Below are 23,978 nucleotides of genomic sequence, written 5' to 3' on the forward strand. Positions count from 1 at the left end.
CCTATCGCAGGCAAGCCAGCTCCCACATTCGTTTTATGGTGGGGTTGATGTTGGATTCGCTCGCCCCAAACTACTGATTTGCAAGGCGCTGACAATCACAGCTTACCGATAGCCCGACGCTCTGCTAAAATGCGCCGCCTTATCTGTCCGTAGGCTGAACTGTGCCATTTACCTGGGTTGATTGGGCGATCGTCGCAATCGTCGCCATCTCCGCTTTGATCAGTCTAAGCCGCGGCTTCGTAAAAGAAGCATTGTCGTTGCTGACGTGGATCATTGCAGGAGTCGTAGCCTGGATGTTCGGCGGTTCATTGTCGGTCTACCTGGCCGGATACATCGAGACACCTTCGGCTCGCGTCATCGCGGGCTGCGCCATCATGTTCATCGCCACGCTGCTGGTGGGAGCAATGGTCAATTATCTTATCGGCGAGTTGATACGTGTCACCGGCCTCTCCGGGACCGATCGATTTCTCGGCATGGCCTTTGGCGCCGCGCGTGGCGCGTTGCTGGTGGTCGTGGCGGTCGGGCTGTTGAGCCTGGGGCCGGTACAGCAGGATTCGTGGTGGCAGGAGTCGGTACTCGTGCCAAAATTTCTATTGGTTGCAGATTGGTCCAAGAACCTCATTTTGGGGTGGAGCAGTCAGTGGCTGGCCAGCGGAATCAGCGTACCCGCTGATCTTCCGTTCAAGGAACACCTCTTACCGGCCAAAACGCCTCAGTAAGCTGTGTTCAGTCAAGATTCATTAAGTAGGGGTTGCGTCGCATGTGTGGCATCGTCGGTATCGTCGGTAAGTCGAACGTCAATCAGGCGCTGTATGACGCGCTAACCGTCCTCCAGCACCGCGGCCAGGACGCTGCCGGTATTGTGACCAGCCACGACGGCCGGTTATTCCTGCGCAAGGACAATGGCCTGGTGCGTGACGTGTTCCATCAGCGTCACATGCAGCGCCTGGTCGGGCACATGGGCATTGGCCATGTGCGTTACCCGACCGCCGGTAGCTCGACCTCGGCCGAAGCTCAACCGTTTTACGTCAACTCGCCGTACGGCATCACCCTGGCGCATAACGGTAACCTGACCAACGTTGAACAACTGGCCAAGGAGATTTACGAATCTGACCTGCGCCACGTCAACACCAGCTCCGACTCGGAAGTGCTGCTCAACGTGTTCGCTCATGAGCTGGCCCAGCGCGGCAAGCTGCAGCCGACCGAAGAAGACGTGTTCGCCGCCGTCACTGACGTGCACAACCGTTGCGTCGGTGGCTACGCCGTGGTGGCCATGGTCACCGGTTATGGCATCGTCGGCTTCCGTGACCCGCATGGTATCCGTCCGATCGTGTTCGGCCAGCGTCACACCGACGAAGGCGTCGAGTACATGATCGCGTCCGAAAGCGTGTCCCTGGACGTGCTGGGCTTCACCCTGATCCGCGACCTTGCGCCAGGCGAAGCGGTGTACATCACCGAAGACGGCAAGCTGCACACCCGTCAGTGCGCCGTGGCACCGAAACTCACCCCGTGCATCTTCGAGCACGTCTACCTGGCGCGTCCGGATTCGATCATCGACGGTGTTTCGGTCTACAAGGCGCGTCTGCGCATGGGCGAGAAGCTGGCCGAGAAGATCCTGCGCGAGCGTCCTGAGCACGACATCGATGTTGTGATCCCGATCCCGGACACCAGCCGCACCGCTGCGCTTGAGCTGGCCAACCACTTGGGCGTCAAGTTCCGCGAAGGCTTTGTGAAGAACCGCTACATCGGCCGTACCTTCATCATGCCGGGCCAGGCTGCACGCAAGAAGTCGGTGCGTCAGAAGCTCAACGCTATCGAGCTGGAGTTTCGCGGCAAGAACGTAATGCTGGTGGATGACTCCATCGTGCGCGGGACTACCTGCAAGCAGATCATCCAGATGGCCCGCGAAGCCGGCGCGAAGAACGTGTACTTCTGTTCTGCAGCTCCAGCGGTGCGTTACCCGAACGTGTACGGCATCGACATGCCGAGCGCCCATGAGCTGATCGCTCACAACCGTTCGACCCAGGACGTGGCCGACCTGATCGGCGCTGATTGGCTGATCTACCAGGACCTGCCGGACCTGATCGAGGCGGTCGGCGGTGGCAAGATCAAGATTGACCAGTTCGACTGCGCCGTGTTTGACGGCAAGTATGTGACTGGTGATGTCGACGAGGCCTACCTGAACAAGATCGAGCAGGCGCGTAACGACTCGTCGAAGATCAAGACCCAGGCGGTCAGCGCGATCATCGACCTGTACAACAACTGAGTGACAACCGGCCCTGAGGGGCCGGTTTTGTATCTTAAATAAAGAATTGAGTAAGGAGTCGCAGCATGAGTCAGGAATGGGATGCCGGTCGGTTGGACAGCGACCTCGATGGCGTAGCTTTCGATACCCTGGCTGTGCGCGCCGGCCAGCACCGCACCCCGGAAGCTGAGCACGGTGACCCGATGTTCTTCACCTCCAGCTATGTGTTCCGCACGGCGGCCGATGCTGCTGCGCGCTTTGCTGGCGAAGTGCCGGGCAACGTGTATTCGCGTTATACCAACCCGACCGTGCGCGCGTTCGAAGAGCGTCTCGCGGCACTGGAAGGCGCTGAGCAGGCGGTGGCCACGGCCACTGGCATGGCGGCCATCCTCGCGGTGGTGATGAGCCTGTGCAGTGCGGGCGACCATGTATTGGTATCGCGCAGTGTGTTCGGTTCGACCATCAGCCTGTTCGAGAAGTACTTCAAGCGCTTCGGCATCGAAGTGGACTACGTGCCCCTGGCGGATCTTTCCGGTTGGGATGCGGCGATCAAGGCCAACACCAAGTTGCTGTTCGTCGAGTCGCCGTCCAATCCATTGGCCGAGCTGGTGGATATCGCTGCGTTGTCCGAAGTGGCGCATGCCAAGGGCGCGATGCTGGTCGTAGACAACTGCTTCTGCACCCCGGCGCTGCAACAGCCGTTGAAGCTGGGGGCGGACATTGTCGTGCACTCGGCGACCAAGTTCATCGACGGCCAGGGCCGTTGCATGGGTGGCGTGGTCGCGGGTCGCAGCGAGCAGATGAAAGAAGTCGTCGGCTTCCTGCGCACGGCTGGCCCGACCTTGAGTCCGTTCAATGCGTGGATCTTCCTCAAGGGGCTTGAGACCCTCAACCTGCGGATGAAGGCCCACTGCGCCAACGCCCAGGCGTTGGCCGAGTGGCTGGAGCAGCAGGACGGTATCGAAAAGGTGCATTACGCCGGTCTCAAGAGCCACCCGCAACATGAGTTGGCCCGGCGCCAGCAGCGTGGTTTCGGGGCGGTGGTGAGCTTTGAGGTGAAGGGTGGCAAAGAGGGCGCATGGCGCTTTATCGATGCGACCCGTCTGATCTCCATCACTGCCAACCTGGGTGACAGCAAGACCACCATTACTCATCCGAGCACCACTTCCCATGGTCGTCTGGCACCGCAGGAGCGTGAAGCGGCGGGTATCCGTGACAGCCTGATCCGCATTGCGGTCGGCCTTGAGGATGTCGCTGACTTGCAAGCTGACCTGGCTCGCGGGCTGGCGGCCTTGTGATCGAGTGGTCCATGGAGGCTGCGGCAGCCAGTAACGGGCGCGTCGCGCTGGTGACGGGCGCGGCGCGGGGCATTGGCCTTGGGATTGCTGCGTGGCTGATCAGCGAAGGCTGGCAGGTGGTGTTGACCGACCTGGACCGTGAGCGTGGCTCCAAGGTGTCCAAGGTGCTGGGTGATAACGCCTGGTTTATCAGCATGGACGTGGCCGACGAAAAGCAGGTGGCCCAAGGTGTTGCCGAGGTATTGGGGCAGTTTGGGCGCCTGGATGCGTTGGTCTGCAATGCGGCGGTGGCTGACCCGCGCAATATCACCCTGGAAAGCCTCGACCTGGCGTACTGGAATCGAGTGCTTGCGGTGAATCTCAGTGGGCCGATGTTGCTGGCCAAGCACTGTGCGCCTTATCTGCGCGCCCATGGCGGTGCCATCGTCAACCTGGCATCCACCCGGGCTCGACAGTCTGAGCCGGACACCGAAGCCTACGCGGCGAGCAAAGGTGGCCTGCTGGCCCTTACGCACGCCCTGGCAATGAGCTTGGGCCCGGAAGTGCGGGTCAATGCGGTCAGCCCTGGCTGGATCGATGCGCGTGATCCGGCCGCTCGTCGCGCCGAGCCGTTGAGTGATGCTGATCATGCGCAACATCCGGCGGGCAGGGTAGGCACTGTAGAAGACGTGGCGGCGATGGTCGCGTGGCTGCTGTCGCGCCAGGCGGGGTTTGTCACCGGGCAAGAGTTTGTCGTGGACGGTGGCATGAGCAAGAAGATGATTTACAGCGAGTAGGGCGGGTAGCCGTCTTGAAGCAATTTTGTCTTTTTCAGAAAAACTTCAAGCAGGCTATTGACTTAGGTCCGATACCTGCGTAAATTTCGCGGCCTCAACGAAGCAAAGGGTGATTAGCTCAGCTGGGAGAGCATCTGCCTTACAAGCAGAGGGTCGGCGGTTCGATCCCGTCATCACCCACCACTTCTTGAGAGTTTTGCCCCAGGGCAAGACGCAACGTTAAAGGTTGCACCGACGCGCAGCGGTAGTTCAGTCGGTTAGAATACCGGCCTGTCACGCCGGGGGTCGCGGGTTCGAGTCCCGTCCGCTGCGCCATATTTTCCAGGTCTGATTCGTCGGGCTTGAGATTGAAAAGCCTCGGCTGATTGATCAGATGTTTAAAGACGGTTGAGGGTTTTATGCTCAGCCGGTCAAGCGATACGCAGCGGTAGTTCAGTCGGTTAGAATACCGGCCTGTCACGCCGGGGGTCGCGGGTTCGAGTCCCGTCCGCTGCGCCATATCTGCCTTAAGGCCCACTGAACGCCTTGAAGCACAAAGCAAGCCTCTGGCTACTTTGATCCGATAGCAAAGACCCTGGTCGAAAGACCGGGGTTTTTTGTGTCTGCGATTTGGTGGTTCATGATGGGCGCCGGCTTGCCGGCACCCATCGCGCTGTCAGAAACCCAGCTTGTCCCGCAGCCCGTAGTACCAGGCGCCCATTGCCGCGAACGGCGTACGCAACAGTTGCCCGCCCGGGAACGGGTAGTGCGGCAGGTCGGCAAACGCGTCAAAACGCTCTGCCTGGCCTCTGAGCGCTTCCGCCAGTACCTTGCCGGCCAGGTGCGTATACGTCACGCCATGGCCACTGCAGCCCTGTGAGTAGTAGATGTTATCGCCCAGTCGTCCCACCTGCGGAAGGCGCGACAGGGTCAGCAGGAAATTACCGGTCCAGGCGTAGTCGATCTTCACGTCCTTGAGCTGTGGGAAGGCCTTGAGCATCTTCGGACGGATGATCGCCTCGATGTTCGCCGGGTCGCGCGCGCCATACACCACGCCACCGCCGAAGATCAGGCGCTTGTCGCTGGTGAGGCGGTAGTAGTCGAGTAGGTAGTTACAGTCCTCTACGCAGTAATCCTGCGGCAGCAGGGTTTTTGCCAGTTCGTCACCCAGCGGGGCGGTAGTGATCACTTGCGTGCCGCAGGGCATCGACTTGGCTGCCAGCTCCGGCACCAGGTTGCCCAGGTAGGCATTGCCCGCGACGATAACGAATTTGGCCCTGACCTTGCCCTCGGCGGTATGCACCACTGGGTTGGCGCCGCGCTCGATTCGCACGGCTGCCGATTGCTCATAGATTGTGCCGCCCAAAGATTCCACGGCCGCCGCTTCGCCGAGCGCCAGGTTGAGCGGGTGGATGTGGCCGCCGCTCATGTCCAGCAAACCGCCCACATAGTTGTCGCAGGCCACCACTTCGCGGATACGGCGCTCGTCCAGCAACTCCAGCTGCGTATGACCGTAGCGCTCCCACAGGCGCTTCTGCGACTCCAGGTGGCCCATGTGCTTGCTGTTGAGCGCGGCGAATACACCGCCGTCCTTCAGGTCGCACTGGATCTGGTACTTGGCGACGCGTTCGCGGATGATCCTGCCGCCTTCGAACGCCATCTCTCCCAGCAGTTGCGCCTGTTTGGGGCCAACGCTGCGCTCGATCACATCGATATCACGGCTGTAGCTGTTGACGATCTGCCCACCGTTGCGGCCCGAGGCGCCAAACCCCACCTTGGCGGCTTCCAGCACCGTCACGCGAAAACCGTTCTCCAGCAGGAACAGCGCGCTGGAGAGGCCGGTGTAGCCGGCACCAATCACGCATACATCGGTTTCGACCTCACCTTGCAGCACCGGGCGAGGTGGAACGGCATTCGCGGACGCGGCGTAATACGACTGGGGGTAGGGGGTGTTCGCCATCCTGGAACCTCTGTTTTATATTTTTTACGAGTGCGTCGATCCTACCTGAGTTGAAAATTGCCTGCCAGCCACCCGAAATCCACGGGTGTGCTCCGCGCAAATAAAAAATTCGCATATTCATAGGGTTAGCTGCAAAAAAGATGTTGACACCCCTCCGGAATTCCGTAGAATGCCGCCTCACAGCAGGCACGTAGCTCAGTTGGCTAGAGCACCACCTTGACATGGTGGGGGTCGTTGGTTCGAGTCCAATCGCGCCTACCAAACAAAATCCGCTCTGCTGGGCGGTGTGAGGGGGAATCCGAAAGGGTTCCCCTTTTTCTTTGCCTAAGAAAACGTTCACAAATTATAGGCTTCGTTCACACAAGGCAATGTGAACGTGCACCTGTACCTTCCCCTGTTCACACTCAGATTTGTGAACGACTCTACCTAACCCATTGATATACATGGTTCGTTCACTATCTTGTCTAGGTGGTGGTACGTTCGCAGGCTCACTCCCTTGCCCGTTGCTCGTGCCTCGCAAGGGCAGGCTTCTAACCAACTGAGCTACGTGCCTGCTGTGAGGCGGGTACGCCTATCGGCCACGCTCAACGCCCTACGCTCTGTGGTGAATCCCGAACGCTCTGTGTGCTGCTGTAGGGCTGGCGGGGGCGTCCCTCTAGGGGTGGGGCAGGGGGTGTGGGGTGGGGTGCTTATATATGCAATGGTGCTTTTCAGTTTCTGCTGAAAATCCCAAGCGTCAATGGGACTGCTATAGTGTCATAAGGCTATAGTGTGAGGAGCTAGAATGAGTGAGTACACATTAACAAAAGAGATACTCAGCAGGTCACATTCGGCGTCGTGGGGTGAGGCTAAACTCGAATGGAAGCTACATAATATTTATGAGGCTGATGAGTTTGAAACCTGCTTATGTGGTCACTATCCCATCAAAGAAGTATGTGTGCTTCAGAATAGTCTTAATCAAAACATGGCGACGGTAGGTAACTGTTGTGTAAAAAAATTTATTGGCCTCCCCTCTGATCTCATTTTTCAAGCGGTGAAGCGTGTAAGGAAAGATGGGGAGAAGTCACTCAATTTTGAAGCTATCGCACATGCTCACGCAAAAGGATGGATCAATGACTGGGAGTTTAAATTTTCCGTTGATACTATGAATAAGAGAAAGCTCACTGGTAATCAGCTTGAAAAGAGAATGCAGGTTAATCAGAAAATGCTTAATAATATGAAGCGACGTAGCGACTAGCTATAGAGTGCTCATCTTTGTATCTGTATGAGTTTCTAGCTTTTTATTTTTGGAGGAAGGGATTGATGAGAAGGGATCTGGATTTAGTGCGAAAAATTCTCATATATTATGAGGAGAAGGACTTTGATGGGATGGACCGAACCATTGGAATAGACGGATATGGTGAGAGTTTGATTAACTATCACCTGTTATTGATGGATGAGGCGGGGTTGTTAAGGTGTGAGAGGTCTACCTCAAGCAAGACCCCTGGCCGCGTGATCAAAGTTTATCCTTTCTCCCTGACTTGGAGTGGCCACGAGTTCTTGAGCGCTGCTAGAAATGAGGGCTTATGGGGTAAGGCGAAGAGTTTGAGCTTGGATAAGGCTGGTATCCTATCATTTGATATTATGAAGGATTTGCTGATAAGTCTCGCTAAGGAGAAGCTCGGTATTTCATAGTTGCTTGATTGATAGCGTGGATGAGTGGGGTGAGTGTCGTGGTGTTAAAAGCATATAATCTTTTTAAAACTGCAATTGGTTATTTGATCGCCTATGGCGTATTATTCTGGCTTTTTGTGTGGGGTGTAAAGATCGCGGCTGTGTTTCTTAGGTTTATTGGTTTTACAATTTGACGTGTAGTCGCAATTTTGAAGGGGTAACATAAAAGCCAATGCACCCCTCTTGTCTTAATAAATAATTATCTTGGTTTGCTGTCTACGAGCTTCATTCGTCGAATGTCTGCGTCGTATTCTTCCTGAATGCGTTTGCCAATTGCAATCTCACGCTCCACCTCTATTTTACGTGGGCGTCCTACAGGTCTTACGCCACCAGTTACCTTTAGCATCTCCTTAACGGCAGCAATATTTCCATTGACTAGCTCTTGTTTCAATATCTCAATTGATTTGTCATGCCAATAGATACGGTGTTCCTCTTTCCATCCTTGTTCTTCTGCGTAAGTGTCAAGCGTAATCATGCTGACGCCTAAACGCTTAGCTAGGACGCAGTGTGAGTTTGTCTCAATATATTCTGTCTTGTCTTTATCTGTAAGGTTCATGGTTTGTCTCTGTATTTGATTGTTATTATTAGGGTCAGTGAGTAGCAGATAATGTTAAGCGTTATAGCTATGAAGCTATAGTCATGCATTATCTGAAGTATTACTAGCTGGGTATATTGTATGAGGAGTAGTGCGCTTAGGAGATAGGTCACGTACTGATAGCTGACGCTTCCTCGATCTCCTCAATCCTGCATCTTGATAGATAGCCTACTGCTTGAAGAGAGATGCCATGATTATATGAGATGTAATACAGCGCGTGGTGGTCCTCACGCTTAGCAATAATCTCTTTGGCTAAACCCCTTCGTATGGTGATGTTGCTAATAACGAAAGAGGTTAAATCAGGTATTCTAATATTATCATTGTCTGACATTTGTTGGCCTGTATGAGTTGTCTTAACGTCACTGCGTGACAGAAGCAAGAACAAGAACAAGAACACGCCACGGGGTGGCATACGCATAAAGAAAAGATCAAGAGCGATACACTGGTAGGTGCTGTGCTTTTGATTTTTATTTAATGCGTGCTCTTTGTCAGCTTGCTGACGTTGCTCTTGATCTTAAGTGAGTAGAGGAGGTGTCCACTTTTCCTTAGAGAGTTCTAAGAGAAAGTGGACAGGGCTAACTTTATTCATCAGCCTTCAACCACTTGGATACTATGCTTTTGCTAACGCCCATGGTCGCTGCAATGCTTCGCAATGAGAGTCCATCAGATGACAAACCTTTTGCTGTGACGATGTTGTTCTTTGTTTTGTCTTTTGCATTGCTAGTAGGAGCGTGCCTAGTCAAGTCTTTGAGGATGTAGTGGCACCCTGTTAAGTCGAACGCTAGGTGTCGCCCTGATTCTTCTGTAGGCACGAAGTGGATAGTAGGTCTGTCATTGCTGAAAGTCCTGATGCTGCTTCGCGTTGCTGCTTGGAATATGTATTCTCTGTAGCGTTCATTGCGTAACGCTTGCTTGCCTACAGGAATATCTACTGCCATCTTGGCTAGCATCTCAGAGTTATTCCGATCATCGACAGGATTAGGATTGCCATGGATCAATGAGAGCGTATGGTGTACGCCTGAGTATCCATTCAATCCCCTTGCATCAAAGGGCATACGTATAACGTTGGGATAGTCTTCAAAGGGGAACTTGCACCAGTCATGTACTTGAGCAAGGAGGGGTTCACCTTGGACGAACTGGATAGCATCACGTAGCAGAGCATGCCCGTATACTTGTTCATTCCATTCCTCTGCTACATCACCATTCGGGAGCGTCAGTAGCATGGTCTTGCTTACCTTGCTTCCCCCAATCAGTGGGTAGATGTAGCTAGGGAACTTGTAGCCTCTGTATTCTGGTGTGAACTTGGAGACTTCAAGAGCGTATCCCTTGGTCAGAGCGTGCTGATAGGCTAACGTACCTGTGACATTGGCACCTAGGATGTGTGTTTCTTGGGCAGCTTCATAGATCCCGCTTAAGTCAAAGTAATCAATTACCCTGATTTGCCACTTCCATCTGCTGTCTTTCTTGTCTACGTATTCTTTGATGAACACATCAGCCTTACCCCTAAGGAGAGCACCGAGACAAGTGCAGATGGTTGACATACCCTTGTCGTTTACTACATCAGAGTAGGTGGCTTTGGCTTCCTTCGTCATTCCCTGCTTGATAAACGCTCTGGTGGAGACGCTATCAATCTCAATGAATTTCTCTAGGAAGTTTGTATAAGCGTGGTCGCCAATATCTTTGGTAAGGTTGTTAGCGACTGAGGGTACCTCATCAATTACCACAATCCAATCTTGCAGGTAGCAAGGGTCAAGGTCTAGTAGTGTCTTATGCGTAATGACAAGCACCTTGGGGTCATCTTCAAGCAGCGTGCATTCTACAGTGTCAGTGACGTTCTTATGCGTGTCACTGTTGATTACGCATACGTGATTGATACCTTTTGCTTGGATGCGTCTGACGACATCCTTTGACAGTGCCTTGGTAGGCACAGCATAGACGTATCGCGTGTAGGGATCAGAGTCTAGCTCTTTGATGAATTGTTCCGTCTTGCCTGTGCCGGGTGTAGCTTCTGCTACGAATACTATCTTGGTCTTACTCTGATTCAATCAGTTTCCCTTCTGCAATTAGGCTGTCTACTAATCTGGCGATATGTCGAGGATCTGTGAATGTTCCTGTAAGCTCGATAGGGAAGGACTGATAACCTTTGGTGAACAATACTTGGTAAGAGCCAAATTGAGTCATACCATACTCAACCCCCTTGTGGTCCTTAATTCCTGTGATGAGCTTGTTCTTTTTGGCAATGTCACAGTCAATAGCATTGAGGGAGGAGCGGCGTTGTTCTAGTACTTTAATTTCTGCTGGTGTCAGGTCTACTGCTTTCATAGTTATTCTCCTTGGTTGTATTTGCTACGGATAGCGGCCATCAATTCCGCTTGCTCTTTCTGGGTTGCACCAGTGAGGACGGATTTAGTGGTGCCTGTAATATTTCCAAACGCATCACGTTGGACAATGCTTTGCTTGGCCTGCTGAGCGGATGAGTTATATGCTGTATCCAAGTCAGTGAGCTGTCGAACAAGAGGGTCTGCTTTATAAAGCTCGTCACGTACTCTCTGCTTAGACGCCTTCCATTGTGCTAACGCATCCTTAGATGAAGTCAATGGGTTGCCTCTAGGTGCAGGAGGTTCTTCGACTAGCTGATAGCCACGCTCGACAAGGTCTGTTAGAACTGCCATGGGAGTGTTACCTGTTTGCCGTGCGAGTTCTTGTATGTCATTCATTGTGATTGTGTTCATTGATCTTGCTCCAGGGGGATTATTTTATATTGGTTATAAGTTGTAGACCCAAGACGAACCTTTCGAATCGCAATGAGTTTGTGTTCGACTAAGTGTTGGATGGTCTTGCTACATGAGCTGCGTGTTTTACCAGTTGCTGCGGAAAACTCTTCAAGCGAGATTTCACACCAACGTAACCCATCGTCACTCTTGTTTCTGATCATCACCCACACTAGCTTACGGTCTGCTGTACTTAGGCGCATGATCTTACTTTCTATGATTTCATCTATGCCCATCACGCTCTCTTTCTTCCTCTCTGATTTCTTGTTGTGGAAAGTCCACCATTTAGGCAATAAAAAAGACCGCAACCCGCACACTCTTTGAAAGCAGCTTGAGGAAGCAATCTTTGATCTACATCTACCTATACTGATATTTTGGGGTAAAGGTCTACACGACCCTGCAAAATAGTTTCTACCCGTAACCCTGAGTCATGCCCATCCCATTACTCTCCAATAACTTAATGCCACTGTAAGCCCCTGTGAGGCCTTACAGCAGCAGTTGGCTATACGGGTGGCAGCACGCCTCCCATCGTCGTCCCTGCCGCACTACAGGGCGTTTAATCAATAAGGTGAAGTACATCCTTAGCGTTCAGGTGGGAGTATCTAGCTACAGACCTAGTATCCCTGTGGCCCGACACAATCATTATCTGAGCGTTGTTGAATCCCTTCTTTGCAACGTTGGTGATGCGGGTGTGCCTTAACTGGTGAAGCCTGACGCTATCACCAAGACCAGCCTTGTTCCTTGCCAACCTAACCGCCTGAGACACTGCATGAGGCGTGACGATAAACAGTCGTCCTCTGTGTGCCTTGCTTGCTAGAGCCAGCCTCTGTGCCTCTCTCAGTAGCTCTATGGCTCGCATTGTTAGGGGTACAGACCTAGTACCGTTCTTACCATCCACTACATCCGCAATACGCTCATCCAGGTGAAGGCATTGAGTTGTGAGCTTGAGTATTTCTGAGCGTCTCATGGCTGTTTCGTAAGCTACCTCCACGATAAGGGCCATGGTGGGGGAGAGCTTGTTGAGCAGCTGTCTAAGCTCGCCAGCACTGATTACCTTGTCGCTCGACTTGTCGGGCTTGGGTAGGGCTATGTCACTTACGGGGTTGTGTATGTCTATAAGCAGGCCACGCTTAGCGAACCTGAAGAAACGAGACATGAACGCTAGCTGTATGCGACAGGTAGCAGGCTTGACCGTCTGTAGACGCTTCAGCTTGAAGTCATTGACTAGCTGAGGGGTGATGTCATGGATTGACTGAGGGAAGGCAGCAAAGAGCTGGTCAACAATCTTGATTGCATGGTCATAGCTACCCTTGCCCTTGAGCATGGTTTCGCAATAGGTCATGCCAAGGGTGTACAGGGTGTGCGTCTGATGCGCCTTGGTGACAGCCTCTAACTGGTCAGCCCATGCTTGGGCCAGTGCCTGAGTGGGGAATGTTTTGGATTGCGGGGGGCTTCCTCTCAATCGAACCTGAGCGTTCCAGTTGCCAGAGGGAAGGGAGCGAATGTTAGCCATGGTTGACGCCTCATAATGTGAATGGGCGTTTCCTTAGGGCTATAGGCTACGTGGCCTAGCGCTTAGCAGGGTGGCTCTTGACATGGTGGGGGTCGTTGGTTCGAGTCCAATCGCGCCTACCAAACAAAATCCGCTCTGCTGGGCGGTCTAGAAGGGCTCACCGAAAGGTGGGCCCTTTTTTGTTGTCTGCGATTTGCAAAACTTTTGCAAAACTCTCGCCACCCACAAAAATTATTGGTTCGCAGCAACAATTTTTCTTGTTGGACACCTCCCGCCCCCAGGCAGCAAAGTTGCCGCCACTGACGCTCGACCTTTCGGGTCAACAATAAAAAACCGAGCCGACTGCACGCCACTTCTTGCTGTGAGCCCTTTGTTCACATCCTGCTGTAATGGCGCCGCAGCGCGCACTTAAGGACCTCACGCCATGCAAACTGTTGTGAACTTATGGCCGTTGATCGGCGTACTTGTGATCGTGGTTGGCTTTGTCTTGCGCTTCAACCCGCTGTTGGTGGTCACCGCCGCCGCTATCGCCACCGGGCTTGCTGCCCACTTTCCGCTGGAAAAAATCCTCGCGACCATGGGCGATGGCTTCCTTCAAACCCGTGCCTTGCAATTAATTCTGTTGTTGCCCCTTGCCGTTATCGGCCTGCTGGAGCGTCATGGGCTGCGCCTGCATGCGCAAAACTGGATTGCACGGTTCGAGCGCGCCACGGTCGGGCGGTTGTTGATCATCTATCTGTTTGTACGCGAATCCACCGCCGCCATGGGGTTGACCAGCCTGGGTGGGCACCCACAGATGGTCCGTCCGCTGCTCGCACCGATGGCCGAAGGCGCGGCGGAAAAACGCTACGGCAAGCTGCCGGACAAATTACGTCACAAGGTGTTGGCCATGTGCGCCGCGACGGACAACGTCGGCCTGTTTTTTGGTGAAGACATTTTCGTCGCCTTTGGCGCAATCGCATTGATGCACACTTTCCTGCTCGGCTCGGGAATTGATGTGGAGCCGCTGCATATTGCGGTGTGGGGCATTCCTACGGCGATCTGTGCCTTCATCATTCATGCGATCCGCCTGCATCGGTTTGATCGAAGGCTCACTCGTGAGATGGCGCCTACTGCTACGCCAGTGGAGGCCGCGCAATGATCATTTCCATTCAATACCTGTACTGGCTCGCGGGGGTTCTGCTGCTGATTACTGCGGGCATGATTCTGATGGACCGGAGCCATCCCAAGCGTTGGTCCAGTGCGTTGTTCTGGTTGCTGTTCGCTATTCCGTTCCTGATCGGCGAGCGCCTGCCGTCGGTGGCCATCGGCGCTGGCGTCGTGGTGATGGCATTGATTGCCGGCATGGGCGGCGTCGGCCGTGGCAAGCATGTCGAGCTGCATGACAAGGCCTCTCGCGCCAGTGCCGGTCGACTGGGCCACAAGCTGTTCATTCCTGCGCTCGCCATCCCACTGACCACGGTCATTGGCTCGGTGCTGCTCAAGCACACCGAGATCGGCGGTGTGCCGCTGCTGGATCCGAAAAACACCACCTTCGTTTCCCTCGGTATCGGCTGCTTGATCGCACTTGGCCTGGCCTGTTGGCTCACCCGTGATACGCCGGTGCAAGCCTTGCGTGAATCCCGACGTCTCACTGAAGCCCTTGGCTGGGCGATGGTGCTTCCGCAAATGCTGGCGATGCTCGGCTTGCTGTTTAATGAAGCCGGGGTCGGTACGGCTGTTGCGCATGTCACCACCACCTACATCAACCTGGATTTCAAGTTGGTGGCAGTGATGGTCTATGTATTGGGGATGGCTTTGTTTACGGTGATCATGGGTAATGGTTTTGCGGCATTCCCAGTGATGACGGGCGGTGTCGGCGTGCCGGTGCTGGTGGGTATCTACGGCGGGAATCCAGCGGTGATGGCGGCGATTGGCATGTTCTCCGGCTACTGCGGCACACTGATGACGCCGATGGCCGCCAACTTCAATATCGTGCCTGCTGCGTTGCTGGAGCTGCCGGACAAGAACGCGGTAATCAAGGCGCAACTGCCCACGGCGTTGATGATGTTGGTGGTCAATATTGTGCTGCTCTACCTGTTGATGTGAGGCCAGGATGCAAACCGTATTGCTGACGGGCTTTGAGCCCTTTGATAAAGACTTGGTTAATCCGTCCTGGGAGGCCGTGCGCCTATTGGACGGCGTGCAACTGGAGGCCGGTGTGCAGATTGTTGCCCGTCAATTGCCTTGCGCATTTACCACTGCGGGTGAGTGCCTGACCCGGCTTATCGACGAATTGCACCCGGCGATGGTGATCGCTACAGGGCTGGGGCCGGGTCGTAGCGATATCTCCATCGAGCGGGTGGCGATCAATGTCAACGATGCGCGTATCCCCGATAACCTGGGCGAGCAGCCTGTCGATACGGCGGTCATCGTTGATGGCCCAGCTGCCTACTTCACGACGCTGCCGATCAAGGCAATGGTCAAGGCCGTGCGTGAAGCGGGAGTCGCGGCCTCCGTTTCGCAGACGGCGGGGACCTTTGTGTGTAACCAGGTGTTTTTTCTATTGCAGCATGCTCTCGCTGGGTCGCAAGTGCGCAGTGGTTTCATTCATGTACCTTTTCTGCCGGAGCAGGTGACGGGATCGCAGCGGCCTTCAATGGAGCTGGGTAAAATGGTCACGGGATTGCAGGCAGCTTTACTGGCGGCGTGGCAAACACCTGTGGATGTAGCGGAAGTGGGTGGGCAGGTCAGCTGACCTGCCCCACGAGCCTCACATTGCAAACAATCGGGTGAGCCCGAAAGTGATGGCACACGCCAGGCCAGTCATTGCAAATGCGGTCGCCACGTACCACTTGATAAGGTTCAGTTCAGTGGTTGCCAAGTCTGCCTTGGAAGCAAAGTGCTTATCCATGGCGCCTGCCTTGCTCGAAACGGTGATCAGCTTCTCGTTCATTTCAGCCAGCCCCTTTTCCAGTAAACCTAATCGTAGTTCCATTCCCGAATCTCCCTTGTTTTTACCGTTGCCGGCTCTACCTTGAGCCCGTTGGGAGTAAGAGTAGTGTGGCTTTCGTCCAGCGGTAAGGGACAAACCTTTGCAAAATAACACTGGGGGGCGGCTGCTCAGTCTTCCCGCTTCGGAAAGAACAAATCAAAACACGTCACCCCTGCCTCACTGATCACGCTGTATTGCCCGTTATGCAACTGCATGATGGTCGCCACAATCGACAAGCCCAGCCCATTGGATTGCGCTGACCGTTCTCGTGATTCATCCACCCGGTAAAAACGTTCGAACAGTCGCGGCAGATGCTCGGCAGCGATGGTCTCGCCGTGGTTGCTGACGCTCAGGTGAATGCCGCCGTTATTGGGAGTCGCCTGTATCACCAGCTCAGTGCTCGGCGCCCCATATTTGATGGCGTTGGCACACAGGTTCGCCAGGGCCCTGCGCAGTAGCATCGGCTCCGCCCAGATCACCCCGTCGCCTTCAGCACGAATGCTGATATCCATATCTCCCGCCAAGCCTTCAAAGTACTCGGCGATGCGTTCCACTTCATCGGCGGCGTTGAGTTCCTGGCGCTGGCGCAGTGCGCTGGCCGGGTCGGTGCGCGCCAGGAACAGCATGTTGTCGAGCATCCGCGCCAGGCGTTCAAGTTCTTCGACATTGGAGGCCAGCAACTGCTGGTAGCTCTCGATGCTGCGGTGCTGTTGCAGGGCGACCTGGGTTTCTCCCAGCAGGTTATTGATGGGCGTGCGCAGTTCATGGGCCATGTCGGTAGACACTTGGCCAAGCTGGACAAAACCCTTGGCCAGCCGCTCCAGCATGGTGTTGAACGAGTCAATCATCGGCAGCAGTTCTTTTGGCGCGCCGTGGCTGTCGAGGCGTTCAGCGAGGTTACCGACGCCGATGCCTTGGGCGTGCCGGGCCAGGCGTCGCAACGGAACAAGTCCACGATGCACCAGCAGATAACCGACCACCGCCAGAATGATTGCGGCGATGCTCGCCAGGACATAGACGCTCAAACGATAGCTGGCAAGCACGGCGGTGCGCTCGGTCATCAGGCGCCCCGTGGTGACTTGCAGGCTGCCCAGATCGCCGGAGTCGATGGACGCGGCGACGGTCGCGAACGGCACACCGTTAATGCTAGGGAAATGGTGCACGTCAGCAAACGTCAGCTCGTGATTTTTGGGCACTGGGGGGATGGCAGGCAGATCGATATTGCCGGGATTGACCGTCAACAAGGGTTGTTGCCCAGGCGCGGCGATGCTCAGTACCGATTCGCGGTTGCCCAGCATGTTCTGGAACAGTTCCGGCTTGGTCTTGATCAGGTCCAGGGTATTGCTGTCATTGAGCAGGTTGCGCAATTGGTCGATGCGGTAGATCAAGGCCGCGTCGTCGCGCATGATCAGCTCGCGCTCCAGTTCGCGGTACAGCGCCACACCCAGGGTAGCCAGCAAGGCGAAGGCAAGCAGGGCGAAGATCAGCGCCAGACGCAGCGTCAGGGAATAATGGCGATGTTTGTTCATGGCTGGGTATCGAAGCGGTAGCCGATGCCGCGCACACTGTGGATCAGCTTGAGCTGGAACGGATCGTCGATTTTCAAGCGCAGGCGCCGCACGGCGACGTCTACCACATTGGTGTCGCTGTCAAAATTCATGTCCCACACCCGCGATGCGATCATCGAACGAGACAGCACCTGGTCCTGGTGAGTTGCGAACAGGTGCAGCAGGGCGAACTCTTTATTGGTCAGGGTAATGCGCGTGCCGGCGCGGGTAACGCGACGCTTCAGCACGTCGATCTGCAGGTCGGCGATTTGTAGTTGTTCCTCGTCCCGGCTCGGGCCACGGCGGGTCAGGGTGCGCAAGCGTGCTACCAGTTCGGCGAAGGAAAACGGCTTGATCAGGTAATCGTCGGCGCCCAGTTCCAGGCCCTTGATGCGGTCAGCAATGTCATCGCGGGCCGTCAGAAAAAGTACCGGTGTGTCGGCTTCCTTGCGCAGGCGGCGCAGCACTTCCCAGCCGTCCATTTTCGGCATCATCACATCCAGTACGATCACGTCGAACGGCGTTTCCAGGGCCAGGTGCAAGCCGTCCACGCCATCGCGCGCGAGGCTTACGGAATAGCCCAGTTCCTGCAGGCCATTGAGCAGGTAATTGCCGGCCTTGGGTTCGTCTTCGACTACGAGGATGTTCATGGGAAATGCCCTGTCTCAATGCGTGGCGCAAGTGTAGCCCGATCAATTGTCACTGGCGCAACCGATGCCCTGCACCTGATAGTCCAACACATGTTCGCGGCCTTGGCTGTCGAGGTAGTTGAGGTGTGCGGGGACGATGCCGCATTGGCCATAGGTGTCAGTGCTCGACAAGACTTTGGCCACGTCCAGATGGACGAAAAAGCCGGTTTTGTCGTGGATCACGGGTTCTGCGGCAAACACGGAACCGGTAGCGAGCAAAGCGGCAAAGCCGAGGATAAACAGTTTCATGGCGGTATCTCTCTTAAAGGGTTGGCGGCCAGGTCATGGCAGTGACTTCACAGTAACCAGGGGCCCCGAACAGCCAACCAACAGGATGATGACAAGTTTGTAATGCAAGGCTTAAGGCTGGCGGCCCGAGGCTTCGAGGATCAGGTCGGTGATTTCCTTGGCGTGGGACACCAGTGACAAGTGGCTCGATGGCAGCTCGACAGTGGTGGCATTCATGCGCTTGGCGAGAAAGTGCTCAAGGTCTGGGTTGATGGTCTGGTCATTTGCCGACACCGCGTACCAAGACGGCTTGGTATGCCAGGCCGCATTGACAGTGCGGCCGCTGAACAGGGCCTTTGTGATGGGTTGCTGCACGGCGTACAGCTCCATGGCCTTGGCGTGCGGCACATCGGCGGCGAAATACTTGAGGAAGGCGTCCTGGCTCAGGGTGAGGTAGCCGTCGTGATCTTCGACGCCGGCGCGCACCGGCATGGTCGGATACTTGGCTGAGAGCGCGACGAAGTCTTCGTTGGCATCTGGAGCCCGGGCGGCCACGTAGACCAGCGAACTGACTTTCGGGTTGGCTCCGGCGTCGCTGACCACGGTGCCGGCGTAGGAATGGCCGACCAACACGGTAGGGCCGTCTTGTTGATCCAGTACACGGTTGGTGGCGGCGACATCGTCGGCCACCGAGGTCAGCGGGTTCTGCACGGCAGTGACGTGCAGCCCGGCGGCCTGGAGGCGGGTAATCACCTCGGACCAGCTCGACCCGTCAGCCCAGGAGCCATGTACCAGCACCACGTTATTGGCCTTGACCGGCGCGACGGTGCCGGCCATGGCAGTGCCGGTGCCCAGCATCAACAGGCTGGCGGCGACCAGGCAGAGTTTGCTTACAGGTTTCATAGGTGGACCCTTTTCATCAGTAGGAAGTGGCGTCATCCGATGTGGGTGACTGACGGCTCCACTGTATGAAGTGAGGGTGCTGGCAAGACTTACAGCTTGATTACAAACCTGTAATGCAATCCAGGCTCCTAGCGTTTACAAGCAGAGAGGTGATCCGTAGATTGCATCGGGCCTGTCATTTGTTACCACCCAAGAGGAAGCCACGCAGTGTCCAACCGAGGTTCAGCCGTGTTCAACCGCCGTTACCGTGCCTTTCTGTTTGATATGGATGGGACGTTGCTCAACTCCATTGCTGCCGCGGAGCGCGTGTGGAGCATCTGGGCGCAGCGCCATGGTTTGGATGTGCCAGCGTTCTTGAAGACCATCCACGGTGCCCGTGCAATCGACACCATCACGCGCCAGGCATTGCCTGGCATCGATCCTGAGGTCGAAGCGCAGTGGATCACCGAGGCTGAAATCAATGATGTAGAGGGCGTTGTCGCGATCCCCGGGGCCATCACGTTCCTGAGTAGCCTGCCGGGCGATCAATGGGCGCTGGTCACCTCGGCACCCAGGGAGCTTGCGTTGCGTCGCCTGCAAGCGGCGGGCATCGCACCGCCAGCGGTGATGGTCACGGCCGAAGATGTTGCCGTCGGCAAGCCAAACCCCGCCTGTTACGTGCTGGGGGCGCAACGCCTGGGCGTACCGGTAGAGGATTGCCTGGTGTTTGAAGATGCGACGGTCGGCATTCGTGCAGGAGAGGCGGCAGGGATGGATGTGATGGTCGTGACGTCAACGCATCACACGGTCATGCTTACCGAGCATCCTTCGATTGACGGGTATGAACAGTTAAAGGCACAGCGCGACACGGACGGTTTGTTGCACGTGCAGCGTACAACAGTGTGATGCTGATGCACTGCGATCATGCGCACCTACACATCGGTTGTATTGTGGTGCTGCCAATACCGGCGATCAGATAACGAACAGCGCGACATCAGCGTGTGGCTTGCCGGCAGAGCCTACGCTGCACGGCTTTCTGGATGGGTTTGAGGCAGAACAGGAACAGGTAGCCACTGAGCAACAGCGTCAGGTCCAGCCATGAGTGGTCATCGGCGGAATTGGCACCTTCGATTACGTATCTCAAGCCATAGGCCAGCCCCACGAAGATCAACCCTATCAATAGGGCGATCACCCAGGCCTTGTAGGCAAAAGGTGGTGCGGTTGTAGGCCTCATCGACGTGCTCCTGAATGCACACGGATGGCTGAGTGTCAGTCAGGAGATTCGGCCGTGAATGAAACAACAAGTTCCAGGCGTGATGACAGTTTCATCTTTCCATGAAGATGAACACATGGGCGGCGTCAGTCACGCAACAACGATCAGAGCAGTCCGAAAGAGTTTTCGCCAGCCGTTACAGTGAACGAAAAGGCTGGCTACTGAGGGCGCTTCAAGGTGTCTGGTTTTTGTCCGGAGCAGTCAGGCCGGCCTGGATGCGCTGGTAGATCTCCTCGCGATGCACGGCAACATCCTTAGGTGCGTTGATGCCGATTCGTACTTGCTGGCCGCTTACGCCCAGGATGGTGATCGTGATGTCATCACCGATGTTTATGCTTTCACCAACTTTGCGGGTGAGTATAAGCATGGACTTCTCCTTGATTACTTTTAAGGACACATGTTTCAGACAGGGCAGGTGTCGGATGTGTGTAGCTTACTGCTAAGCGCTTCCCTGTGACTGCCTCTTTTAGGACGCATAGAGGCGACATTAATTCCCATGGCGGCATCATACAGGTCTGCGATACATGATTCGCATTGTTTAAGCCAACGTTTATGACGGCCAGAATAGACAGTGAATGATAAAGTCGCCTCTTTCTCTTCAAAGGAGCAGGGTAGTGCGTAAAGTAGCGATGGCAATTGCGGTGTTGGCATTGGCTGGTTGTGGTGAAGGCAAAAGCGTCGAGGCGCCCAAGCCTAAGCCAGCAGCGACCGAAAGCCAGCCACAGACCGGCGCGATTGCCGCCCAGGAATGGGACCTGCGAGTAGGCCCGCCGGACCACAAGTTGCAGGCGATCACCGACCTTACGGCCTGGCTGCTGGAGCATGGTTTCAATTTTTATATCGTGAAAGTGGATGGCAAGGACGAAGTCCTGCTGGGGCCGTTCGCAACCAAGGCGGAAGCCGAGGCCAAGCAGACCCTGCTTAACGAGAAAATGGCTCGCGCCAAGAAAACCGACACTGTGTCAAAAATCATTGAGCACAACGCCGCCCAGTAAGGGCAGAGTGGGCGGGCGCCCCGCCCACATTCAACCGCAGGCTTTCAGGTTCACCGGGCCGACAAACTCATTGCCGCGCCCCATCACACACGCCACGGTCTGGTTGCGTTGCCGCTCCCAGGCCTGCACCGGGTAGGTCTTGTTCCAGGCTTCGTACAGTTGGCGATCCTGTTTTGACAGGCGCAAGCCGTACTGCTTGCTCATGTAGAAATACGTGCGCGCGATCATGCCCCGGATGGACGGGCGCGGCATGACCTTCTTGGCCTTGAAGTCCACCTGGGTCAGGCAAGAGCCGTACTGCCCGCTTTGCACCGGCAGCCAACCAAAACTGAAGTTGTTACGGTCGCCATTGACCTCGCCAATGCTCGGTACCAGGTTGTGCAGGTCGGCTTCGGCACGCTTGAATACGTCGTCATGGCGTGTGCAGTTCTTACGCCCTCCCTCCTGCCAGCACTGGCGTTGATGGCCGATCTGCCACGCTGGAACGATGTGCTCCCATTCAATGCGTGCGGCGCGGTTGGCATTTTTGCGTGGAATATAACCGCAAGCTTTCAAATCCACACGGTTGCCGGTGTATTTGCAGCCGCAATAGAACTCGGTGGATTGTGGGGCGTAAAGCTTCCAGGCGACTTTCTTGGCTTCGCTGAAGGTTCGGGGCGCCTGGGCGTGAGCGGTGACGGCAAAAAGCAGGCAACACACCGCGGTAAAACGGACACTCATTGAGTCAATCTTCCTTCGGCACAACCCAGAAAATCTGCACACCGCCGTCGTCGCGATAAGCGAGGGTGACGTTGTCGTTTTCAGCGATTTCCTCCAGCAAACGCGCCCATTCATCCTCTGGCTCGTCCGGCAAACGGAAGATCAACGCCGCCTTGGCTTTCTGGGCATTGGTCGAATTGATGATCTTTTGTATGCGAACGGCGAGGCGTGCGTAGGCATCGGGTGGGGTTGGAGTTGTGGAAGAGGGCTTTGCCACGGAGTATTCCTTAATAAGCTGTACGCACATACAGTATTTAACTGTAGGCATTTTCGCAACTACTTAGATTTCAAGAATTCCGTCTGACAGCAAATCGGGTAATAAGGCGTAGGGCGAAGGAGTTTTAAGCGGGGGGGGGGGCAGGAGCGGATAGAACCGCCCCTGCCGAGGTGTCACTGGGGATCAATATTCCCAGAACATCCGTTGCAGCTCTTTGCTGTCCTGAGTCTTGGTCAAGGCGACCATCGCCAGGATGCGGGCTTTCTGTGGGTTCAGGTCGTGTGCAGCCACCCAGTCATACTTGTCGTCAGGTTGTTCGGCATTACGCAGAACGAAACCACCGGCATTCACGTGGGAAGAGCGGATGATCTGAACGCCTTGCTTGCGCAGTTCCTGCAGGGCAGGGACCACCTTGGAAGACACCGAGCCATTACCGGTGCCGGCATGGATGATGGCTTTCGCGCCAGCTTGCGCCAGGGCTTTGACCGCAGTGTCGCTCACGTTGCCATAGCCATAGGCGATTTCAACGTCAGGCAGGCTCTTGATGTTTTTGATGTCGAATTCGGAATCCATGGTGTGGCGCTTGGCTGGCAAGCGGAACCAGTAGGATTTGCCTTCAACCACCATGCCCAGCGGGCCCCATGGGCTCTTGAATGCTTCGGTCTTGATATTGATCATCTTGCTGACGTCGCGACCCGACTGGATCTCGTCGTTCATGGTGACCAGCACGCCTTTGCCGCGCGCGTCTTTGCTGCCTGCCACGGCCACGGCGTTGTACAGGTTAAGCATGCCGTCCGCCGACATGGCGGTGCCTGGGCGCATGGAACCGACCACCACGATGGGCTTGTCGGTTTTTTCCACCAGGTTCAGGAAGTAGGCGGTTTCTTCCAGGGTGTCGGTACCGTGGGTGATCACGATGCCGTCCACGTCCTTGCTGTCGGCCAGTTCGGCGACGCGGCGACCCAGTTGCAGCAGGTTTTCATTGTTGATGCTTTCGGACGCAATTTGCATCACTTGCTCGCCGCGCACATTGGCGATCTGGCTAAGCTCAGGAACACCGGCGATCAATTGCTCGATACCGACTTTGGCCGCCTGGTAGGTGGCACTGTTGGCCGCACTGGCGCCAGCGCCGGCAATGGTGCCGCCGGTGGCAAGGATCACCACGTTGGACAGTTTGGTCTTGGATTCTACTTCCTTTGCCTGGGCGGCAACGGGGAACAGCAGCAGGAGGGCTAACGCGCCCGGAACAAAGTTCTTCAGTGCAGATTTCATTATTTTTCTCTCTGGTTTTTGATGAGTGCTGTAGCAGGTTCATCTAGAACACCCGGGCGGTTCTGAATGCCACGAGGTGATGGGGTAGAGCAGGATCTGTACCAGGCTGATTGTGTTTGACGATATAAAATAAGGTATTGATTTATAACAGTTTATATTGTGTTTTTGGTGGCGGGTGCGAGGCTGGCGTCCGGCTTTCCGAACATCGGACATTATTGCGTTCGGTTGTCCGAAAAAGTTGGCCGCCGACCCTTGGGGTTTGCATGAATAATGCGCCACAGCCTGTCGTTTT

27 protein-coding genes and 4 tRNA genes are annotated in these 23,978 nt (G+C 55.4%); 15 read left to right on the forward strand and 16 right to left on the reverse strand.

Annotated features, from left to right (window positions below):
• Positions 1–161 precede the first annotated feature (161 nt).
• The 7 genes from ACP7BX_RS12805 (at position 162) to ACP7BX_RS12835 (ending at position 4,817) form a co-directional block, all read left to right on the forward strand.
• Positions 162–719 (forward strand): CvpA family protein, encoded by a 558-nt coding sequence (locus ACP7BX_RS12805; RefSeq protein ID WP_003192538.1) that lies wholly within the window; start codon positions 162–164, stop codon positions 717–719.
• A gap of 41 nt (positions 720–760) precedes the next feature.
• Positions 761–2,266 carry an amidophosphoribosyltransferase gene (gene purF, locus ACP7BX_RS12810; protein WP_015884965.1) on the forward strand — a complete coding sequence of 502 codons (1,506 nt, stop codon included), beginning with the start codon at positions 761–763 and terminating at the stop codon, positions 2,264–2,266.
• Between the two features lie 65 nt (positions 2,267–2,331).
• Positions 2,332–3,543 (forward strand): O-succinylhomoserine sulfhydrylase, encoded by a 1,212-nt coding sequence (locus ACP7BX_RS12815; protein ID WP_426131873.1) that lies wholly within the window; start codon positions 2,332–2,334, stop codon positions 3,541–3,543.
• Between the two features lie 11 nt (positions 3,544–3,554).
• Positions 3,555–4,319, forward strand: a complete 765-nt coding sequence (locus ACP7BX_RS12820; RefSeq protein ID WP_033901791.1) for an SDR family oxidoreductase — start codon at positions 3,555–3,557, stop codon at positions 4,317–4,319.
• 107 nt (positions 4,320–4,426) lie between these two features.
• Positions 4,427–4,502: transfer RNA gene (locus tag ACP7BX_RS12825), tRNA-Val, on the forward strand.
• A gap of 55 nt (positions 4,503–4,557) precedes the next feature.
• Positions 4,558–4,634 (forward strand) — tRNA-Asp (locus ACP7BX_RS12830).
• Positions 4,635–4,740: 106 nt separating this feature from the next.
• Positions 4,741–4,817: transfer RNA gene (locus ACP7BX_RS12835), tRNA-Asp, on the forward strand.
• Positions 4,818–4,974: 157 nt separating this feature from the next.
• Here the strand turns inward: ACP7BX_RS12835 and ACP7BX_RS12840 are convergent.
• Positions 4,975–6,258 (reverse strand): NAD(P)/FAD-dependent oxidoreductase, encoded by a 1,284-nt coding sequence (locus tag ACP7BX_RS12840; RefSeq protein ID WP_426131871.1) that lies wholly within the window; start codon positions 6,256–6,258, stop codon positions 4,975–4,977.
• A 184-nt stretch (positions 6,259–6,442) separates the two neighbouring features.
• On the opposite strand from ACP7BX_RS12840, the gene ACP7BX_RS12845 reads away from it, so the two are divergent.
• The 3 genes from ACP7BX_RS12845 to ACP7BX_RS12855 all read left to right on the forward strand — a co-directional run bounded on the left by ACP7BX_RS12845 (position 6,443) and on the right by ACP7BX_RS12855 (position 7,932).
• A tRNA-Val gene (locus ACP7BX_RS12845) sits at positions 6,443–6,519 on the forward strand.
• Positions 6,520–7,042: 523 nt separating this feature from the next.
• A complete protein-coding gene (locus ACP7BX_RS12850) occupies positions 7,043–7,495 on the forward strand; it encodes a hypothetical protein (protein WP_426131869.1) in 453 nt (150 codons plus the stop codon).
• 65 nt (positions 7,496–7,560) lie between these two features.
• Positions 7,561–7,932: a DUF2513 domain-containing protein gene (locus ACP7BX_RS12855; RefSeq protein WP_426131867.1), complete on the forward strand. Its 372-nt coding sequence runs from the start codon at positions 7,561–7,563 to the stop codon at positions 7,930–7,932.
• 238 nt (positions 7,933–8,170) lie between these two features.
• Here ACP7BX_RS12855 and ACP7BX_RS12860 read toward each other — a convergent pair whose 3' ends face one another.
• The 5 genes from ACP7BX_RS12860 to ACP7BX_RS12880 all read right to left on the reverse strand — a co-directional run bounded on the left by ACP7BX_RS12860 (position 8,171) and on the right by ACP7BX_RS12880 (position 12,850).
• Positions 8,171–8,527, reverse strand: a complete 357-nt coding sequence (locus ACP7BX_RS12860) for a hypothetical protein (RefSeq protein WP_426131865.1) — start codon at positions 8,525–8,527, stop codon at positions 8,171–8,173.
• Positions 8,528–9,147: 620 nt separating this feature from the next.
• Positions 9,148–10,611 carry a DEAD/DEAH box helicase family protein gene (locus ACP7BX_RS12865; RefSeq protein ID WP_426131863.1) on the reverse strand — a complete coding sequence of 488 codons (1,464 nt, stop codon included), beginning with the start codon at positions 10,609–10,611 and terminating at the stop codon, positions 9,148–9,150.
• Entirely contained in the window at positions 10,598–10,888 is a 291-nt protein-coding gene (locus tag ACP7BX_RS12870) for a hypothetical protein (RefSeq protein WP_426131861.1), read from the reverse strand. Before ACP7BX_RS12870 ends, ACP7BX_RS12865 begins: the two co-directional genes overlap by 14 nt.
• 2 nt (positions 10,889–10,890) lie before the next feature.
• Entirely contained in the window at positions 10,891–11,298 is a 408-nt protein-coding gene (locus ACP7BX_RS12875; RefSeq protein WP_426131859.1) for a hypothetical protein, read from the reverse strand.
• Positions 11,299–11,893: 595 nt separating this feature from the next.
• The gene (locus ACP7BX_RS12880; protein ID WP_426131857.1) at positions 11,894–12,850 is read right to left on the reverse strand and encodes a tyrosine-type recombinase/integrase; all 957 of its coding nucleotides are present in this window, start codon (positions 12,848–12,850) and stop codon (positions 11,894–11,896) included.
• A gap of 424 nt (positions 12,851–13,274) precedes the next feature.
• On the opposite strand from ACP7BX_RS12880, the gene ACP7BX_RS12885 reads away from it, so the two are divergent.
• The 3 genes from ACP7BX_RS12885 to pcp are packed head-to-tail and all read left to right on the forward strand — an operon-like array spanning position 13,275 to position 15,587.
• Positions 13,275–13,991, forward strand: coding sequence for a DUF969 domain-containing protein (locus ACP7BX_RS12885; protein ID WP_177076689.1), 717 nt, complete (start codon positions 13,275–13,277; stop codon positions 13,989–13,991).
• Positions 13,988–14,938: a DUF979 domain-containing protein gene (locus ACP7BX_RS12890; protein WP_033901740.1), complete on the forward strand. Its 951-nt coding sequence runs from the start codon at positions 13,988–13,990 to the stop codon at positions 14,936–14,938. Before ACP7BX_RS12885 ends, ACP7BX_RS12890 begins: the two co-directional genes overlap by 4 nt.
• A gap of 7 nt (positions 14,939–14,945) precedes the next feature.
• Entirely contained in the window at positions 14,946–15,587 is a 642-nt protein-coding gene (gene pcp / locus ACP7BX_RS12895; protein WP_426131855.1) for a pyroglutamyl-peptidase I, read from the forward strand.
• Between the two features lie 15 nt (positions 15,588–15,602).
• Here pcp and ACP7BX_RS12900 read toward each other — a convergent pair whose 3' ends face one another.
• The 5 genes from ACP7BX_RS12900 to ACP7BX_RS12920 form a co-directional block, all read right to left on the reverse strand.
• Entirely contained in the window at positions 15,603–15,827 is a 225-nt protein-coding gene (locus tag ACP7BX_RS12900; RefSeq protein ID WP_426131853.1) for a hypothetical protein, read from the reverse strand.
• A 125-nt stretch (positions 15,828–15,952) separates the two neighbouring features.
• Entirely contained in the window at positions 15,953–17,353 is a 1,401-nt protein-coding gene (locus ACP7BX_RS12905; RefSeq protein ID WP_426131851.1) for a heavy metal sensor histidine kinase, read from the reverse strand.
• On the reverse strand, positions 17,350–18,021 hold the full coding sequence (locus ACP7BX_RS12910; protein ID WP_426131849.1) for a heavy metal response regulator transcription factor: 672 nt from the start codon (positions 18,019–18,021) through the stop codon (positions 17,350–17,352). The genes ACP7BX_RS12905 and ACP7BX_RS12910 overlap by 4 nt, the downstream gene beginning before the upstream one ends.
• Before the next feature lie 42 nt (positions 18,022–18,063).
• The gene (locus ACP7BX_RS12915) at positions 18,064–18,309 is read right to left on the reverse strand and encodes a DUF2790 domain-containing protein (RefSeq protein WP_426131847.1); all 246 of its coding nucleotides are present in this window, start codon (positions 18,307–18,309) and stop codon (positions 18,064–18,066) included.
• 111 nt (positions 18,310–18,420) lie between these two features.
• On the reverse strand, positions 18,421–19,191 hold the full coding sequence (locus ACP7BX_RS12920) for an alpha/beta fold hydrolase (protein WP_426131845.1): 771 nt from the start codon (positions 19,189–19,191) through the stop codon (positions 18,421–18,423).
• A gap of 207 nt (positions 19,192–19,398) precedes the next feature.
• On the opposite strand from ACP7BX_RS12920, the gene ACP7BX_RS12925 reads away from it, so the two are divergent.
• Positions 19,399–20,076: an HAD family hydrolase gene (locus ACP7BX_RS12925; RefSeq protein WP_426131843.1), complete on the forward strand. Its 678-nt coding sequence runs from the start codon at positions 19,399–19,401 to the stop codon at positions 20,074–20,076.
• A gap of 88 nt (positions 20,077–20,164) precedes the next feature.
• Here ACP7BX_RS12925 and ACP7BX_RS12930 read toward each other — a convergent pair whose 3' ends face one another.
• Together ACP7BX_RS12930 and csrA are read right to left on the reverse strand one after the other, a co-directional pair.
• Positions 20,165–20,404, reverse strand: a complete 240-nt coding sequence (locus tag ACP7BX_RS12930) for a hypothetical protein (RefSeq protein ID WP_177113464.1) — start codon at positions 20,402–20,404, stop codon at positions 20,165–20,167.
• A gap of 211 nt (positions 20,405–20,615) precedes the next feature.
• Positions 20,616–20,810: a carbon storage regulator CsrA gene (gene csrA / locus ACP7BX_RS12935; RefSeq protein ID WP_003192511.1), complete on the reverse strand. Its 195-nt coding sequence runs from the start codon at positions 20,808–20,810 to the stop codon at positions 20,616–20,618.
• Positions 20,811–21,072: 262 nt separating this feature from the next.
• On the opposite strand from csrA, the gene ACP7BX_RS12940 reads away from it, so the two are divergent.
• On the forward strand, positions 21,073–21,438 hold the full coding sequence (locus ACP7BX_RS12940; protein ID WP_426131880.1) for an SPOR domain-containing protein: 366 nt from the start codon (positions 21,073–21,075) through the stop codon (positions 21,436–21,438).
• Between the two features lie 30 nt (positions 21,439–21,468).
• Here the strand turns inward: ACP7BX_RS12940 and ACP7BX_RS12945 are convergent, their stop codons facing one another.
• The 3 genes from ACP7BX_RS12945 to ACP7BX_RS12955 form a co-directional block, all read right to left on the reverse strand.
• Positions 21,469–22,158 carry an endonuclease gene (locus ACP7BX_RS12945; RefSeq protein WP_426131841.1) on the reverse strand — a complete coding sequence of 230 codons (690 nt, stop codon included), beginning with the start codon at positions 22,156–22,158 and terminating at the stop codon, positions 21,469–21,471.
• A 4-nt stretch (positions 22,159–22,162) separates the two neighbouring features.
• On the reverse strand, positions 22,163–22,465 hold the full coding sequence (locus ACP7BX_RS12950; protein ID WP_426131839.1) for a DUF1654 domain-containing protein: 303 nt from the start codon (positions 22,463–22,465) through the stop codon (positions 22,163–22,165).
• A gap of 132 nt (positions 22,466–22,597) precedes the next feature.
• A complete protein-coding gene (locus ACP7BX_RS12955; protein WP_016978158.1) occupies positions 22,598–23,686 on the reverse strand; it encodes an asparaginase in 1,089 nt (362 codons plus the stop codon).
• Positions 23,687–23,978: the final 292 nt, after the last annotated feature.

The organism is Pseudomonas sp. DWP3-1-3b3, from assembly GCF_049896305.1.
Lineage (GTDB): Bacteria > Pseudomonadota > Gammaproteobacteria > Pseudomonadales > Pseudomonadaceae > Aquipseudomonas > Aquipseudomonas azotoformans_A.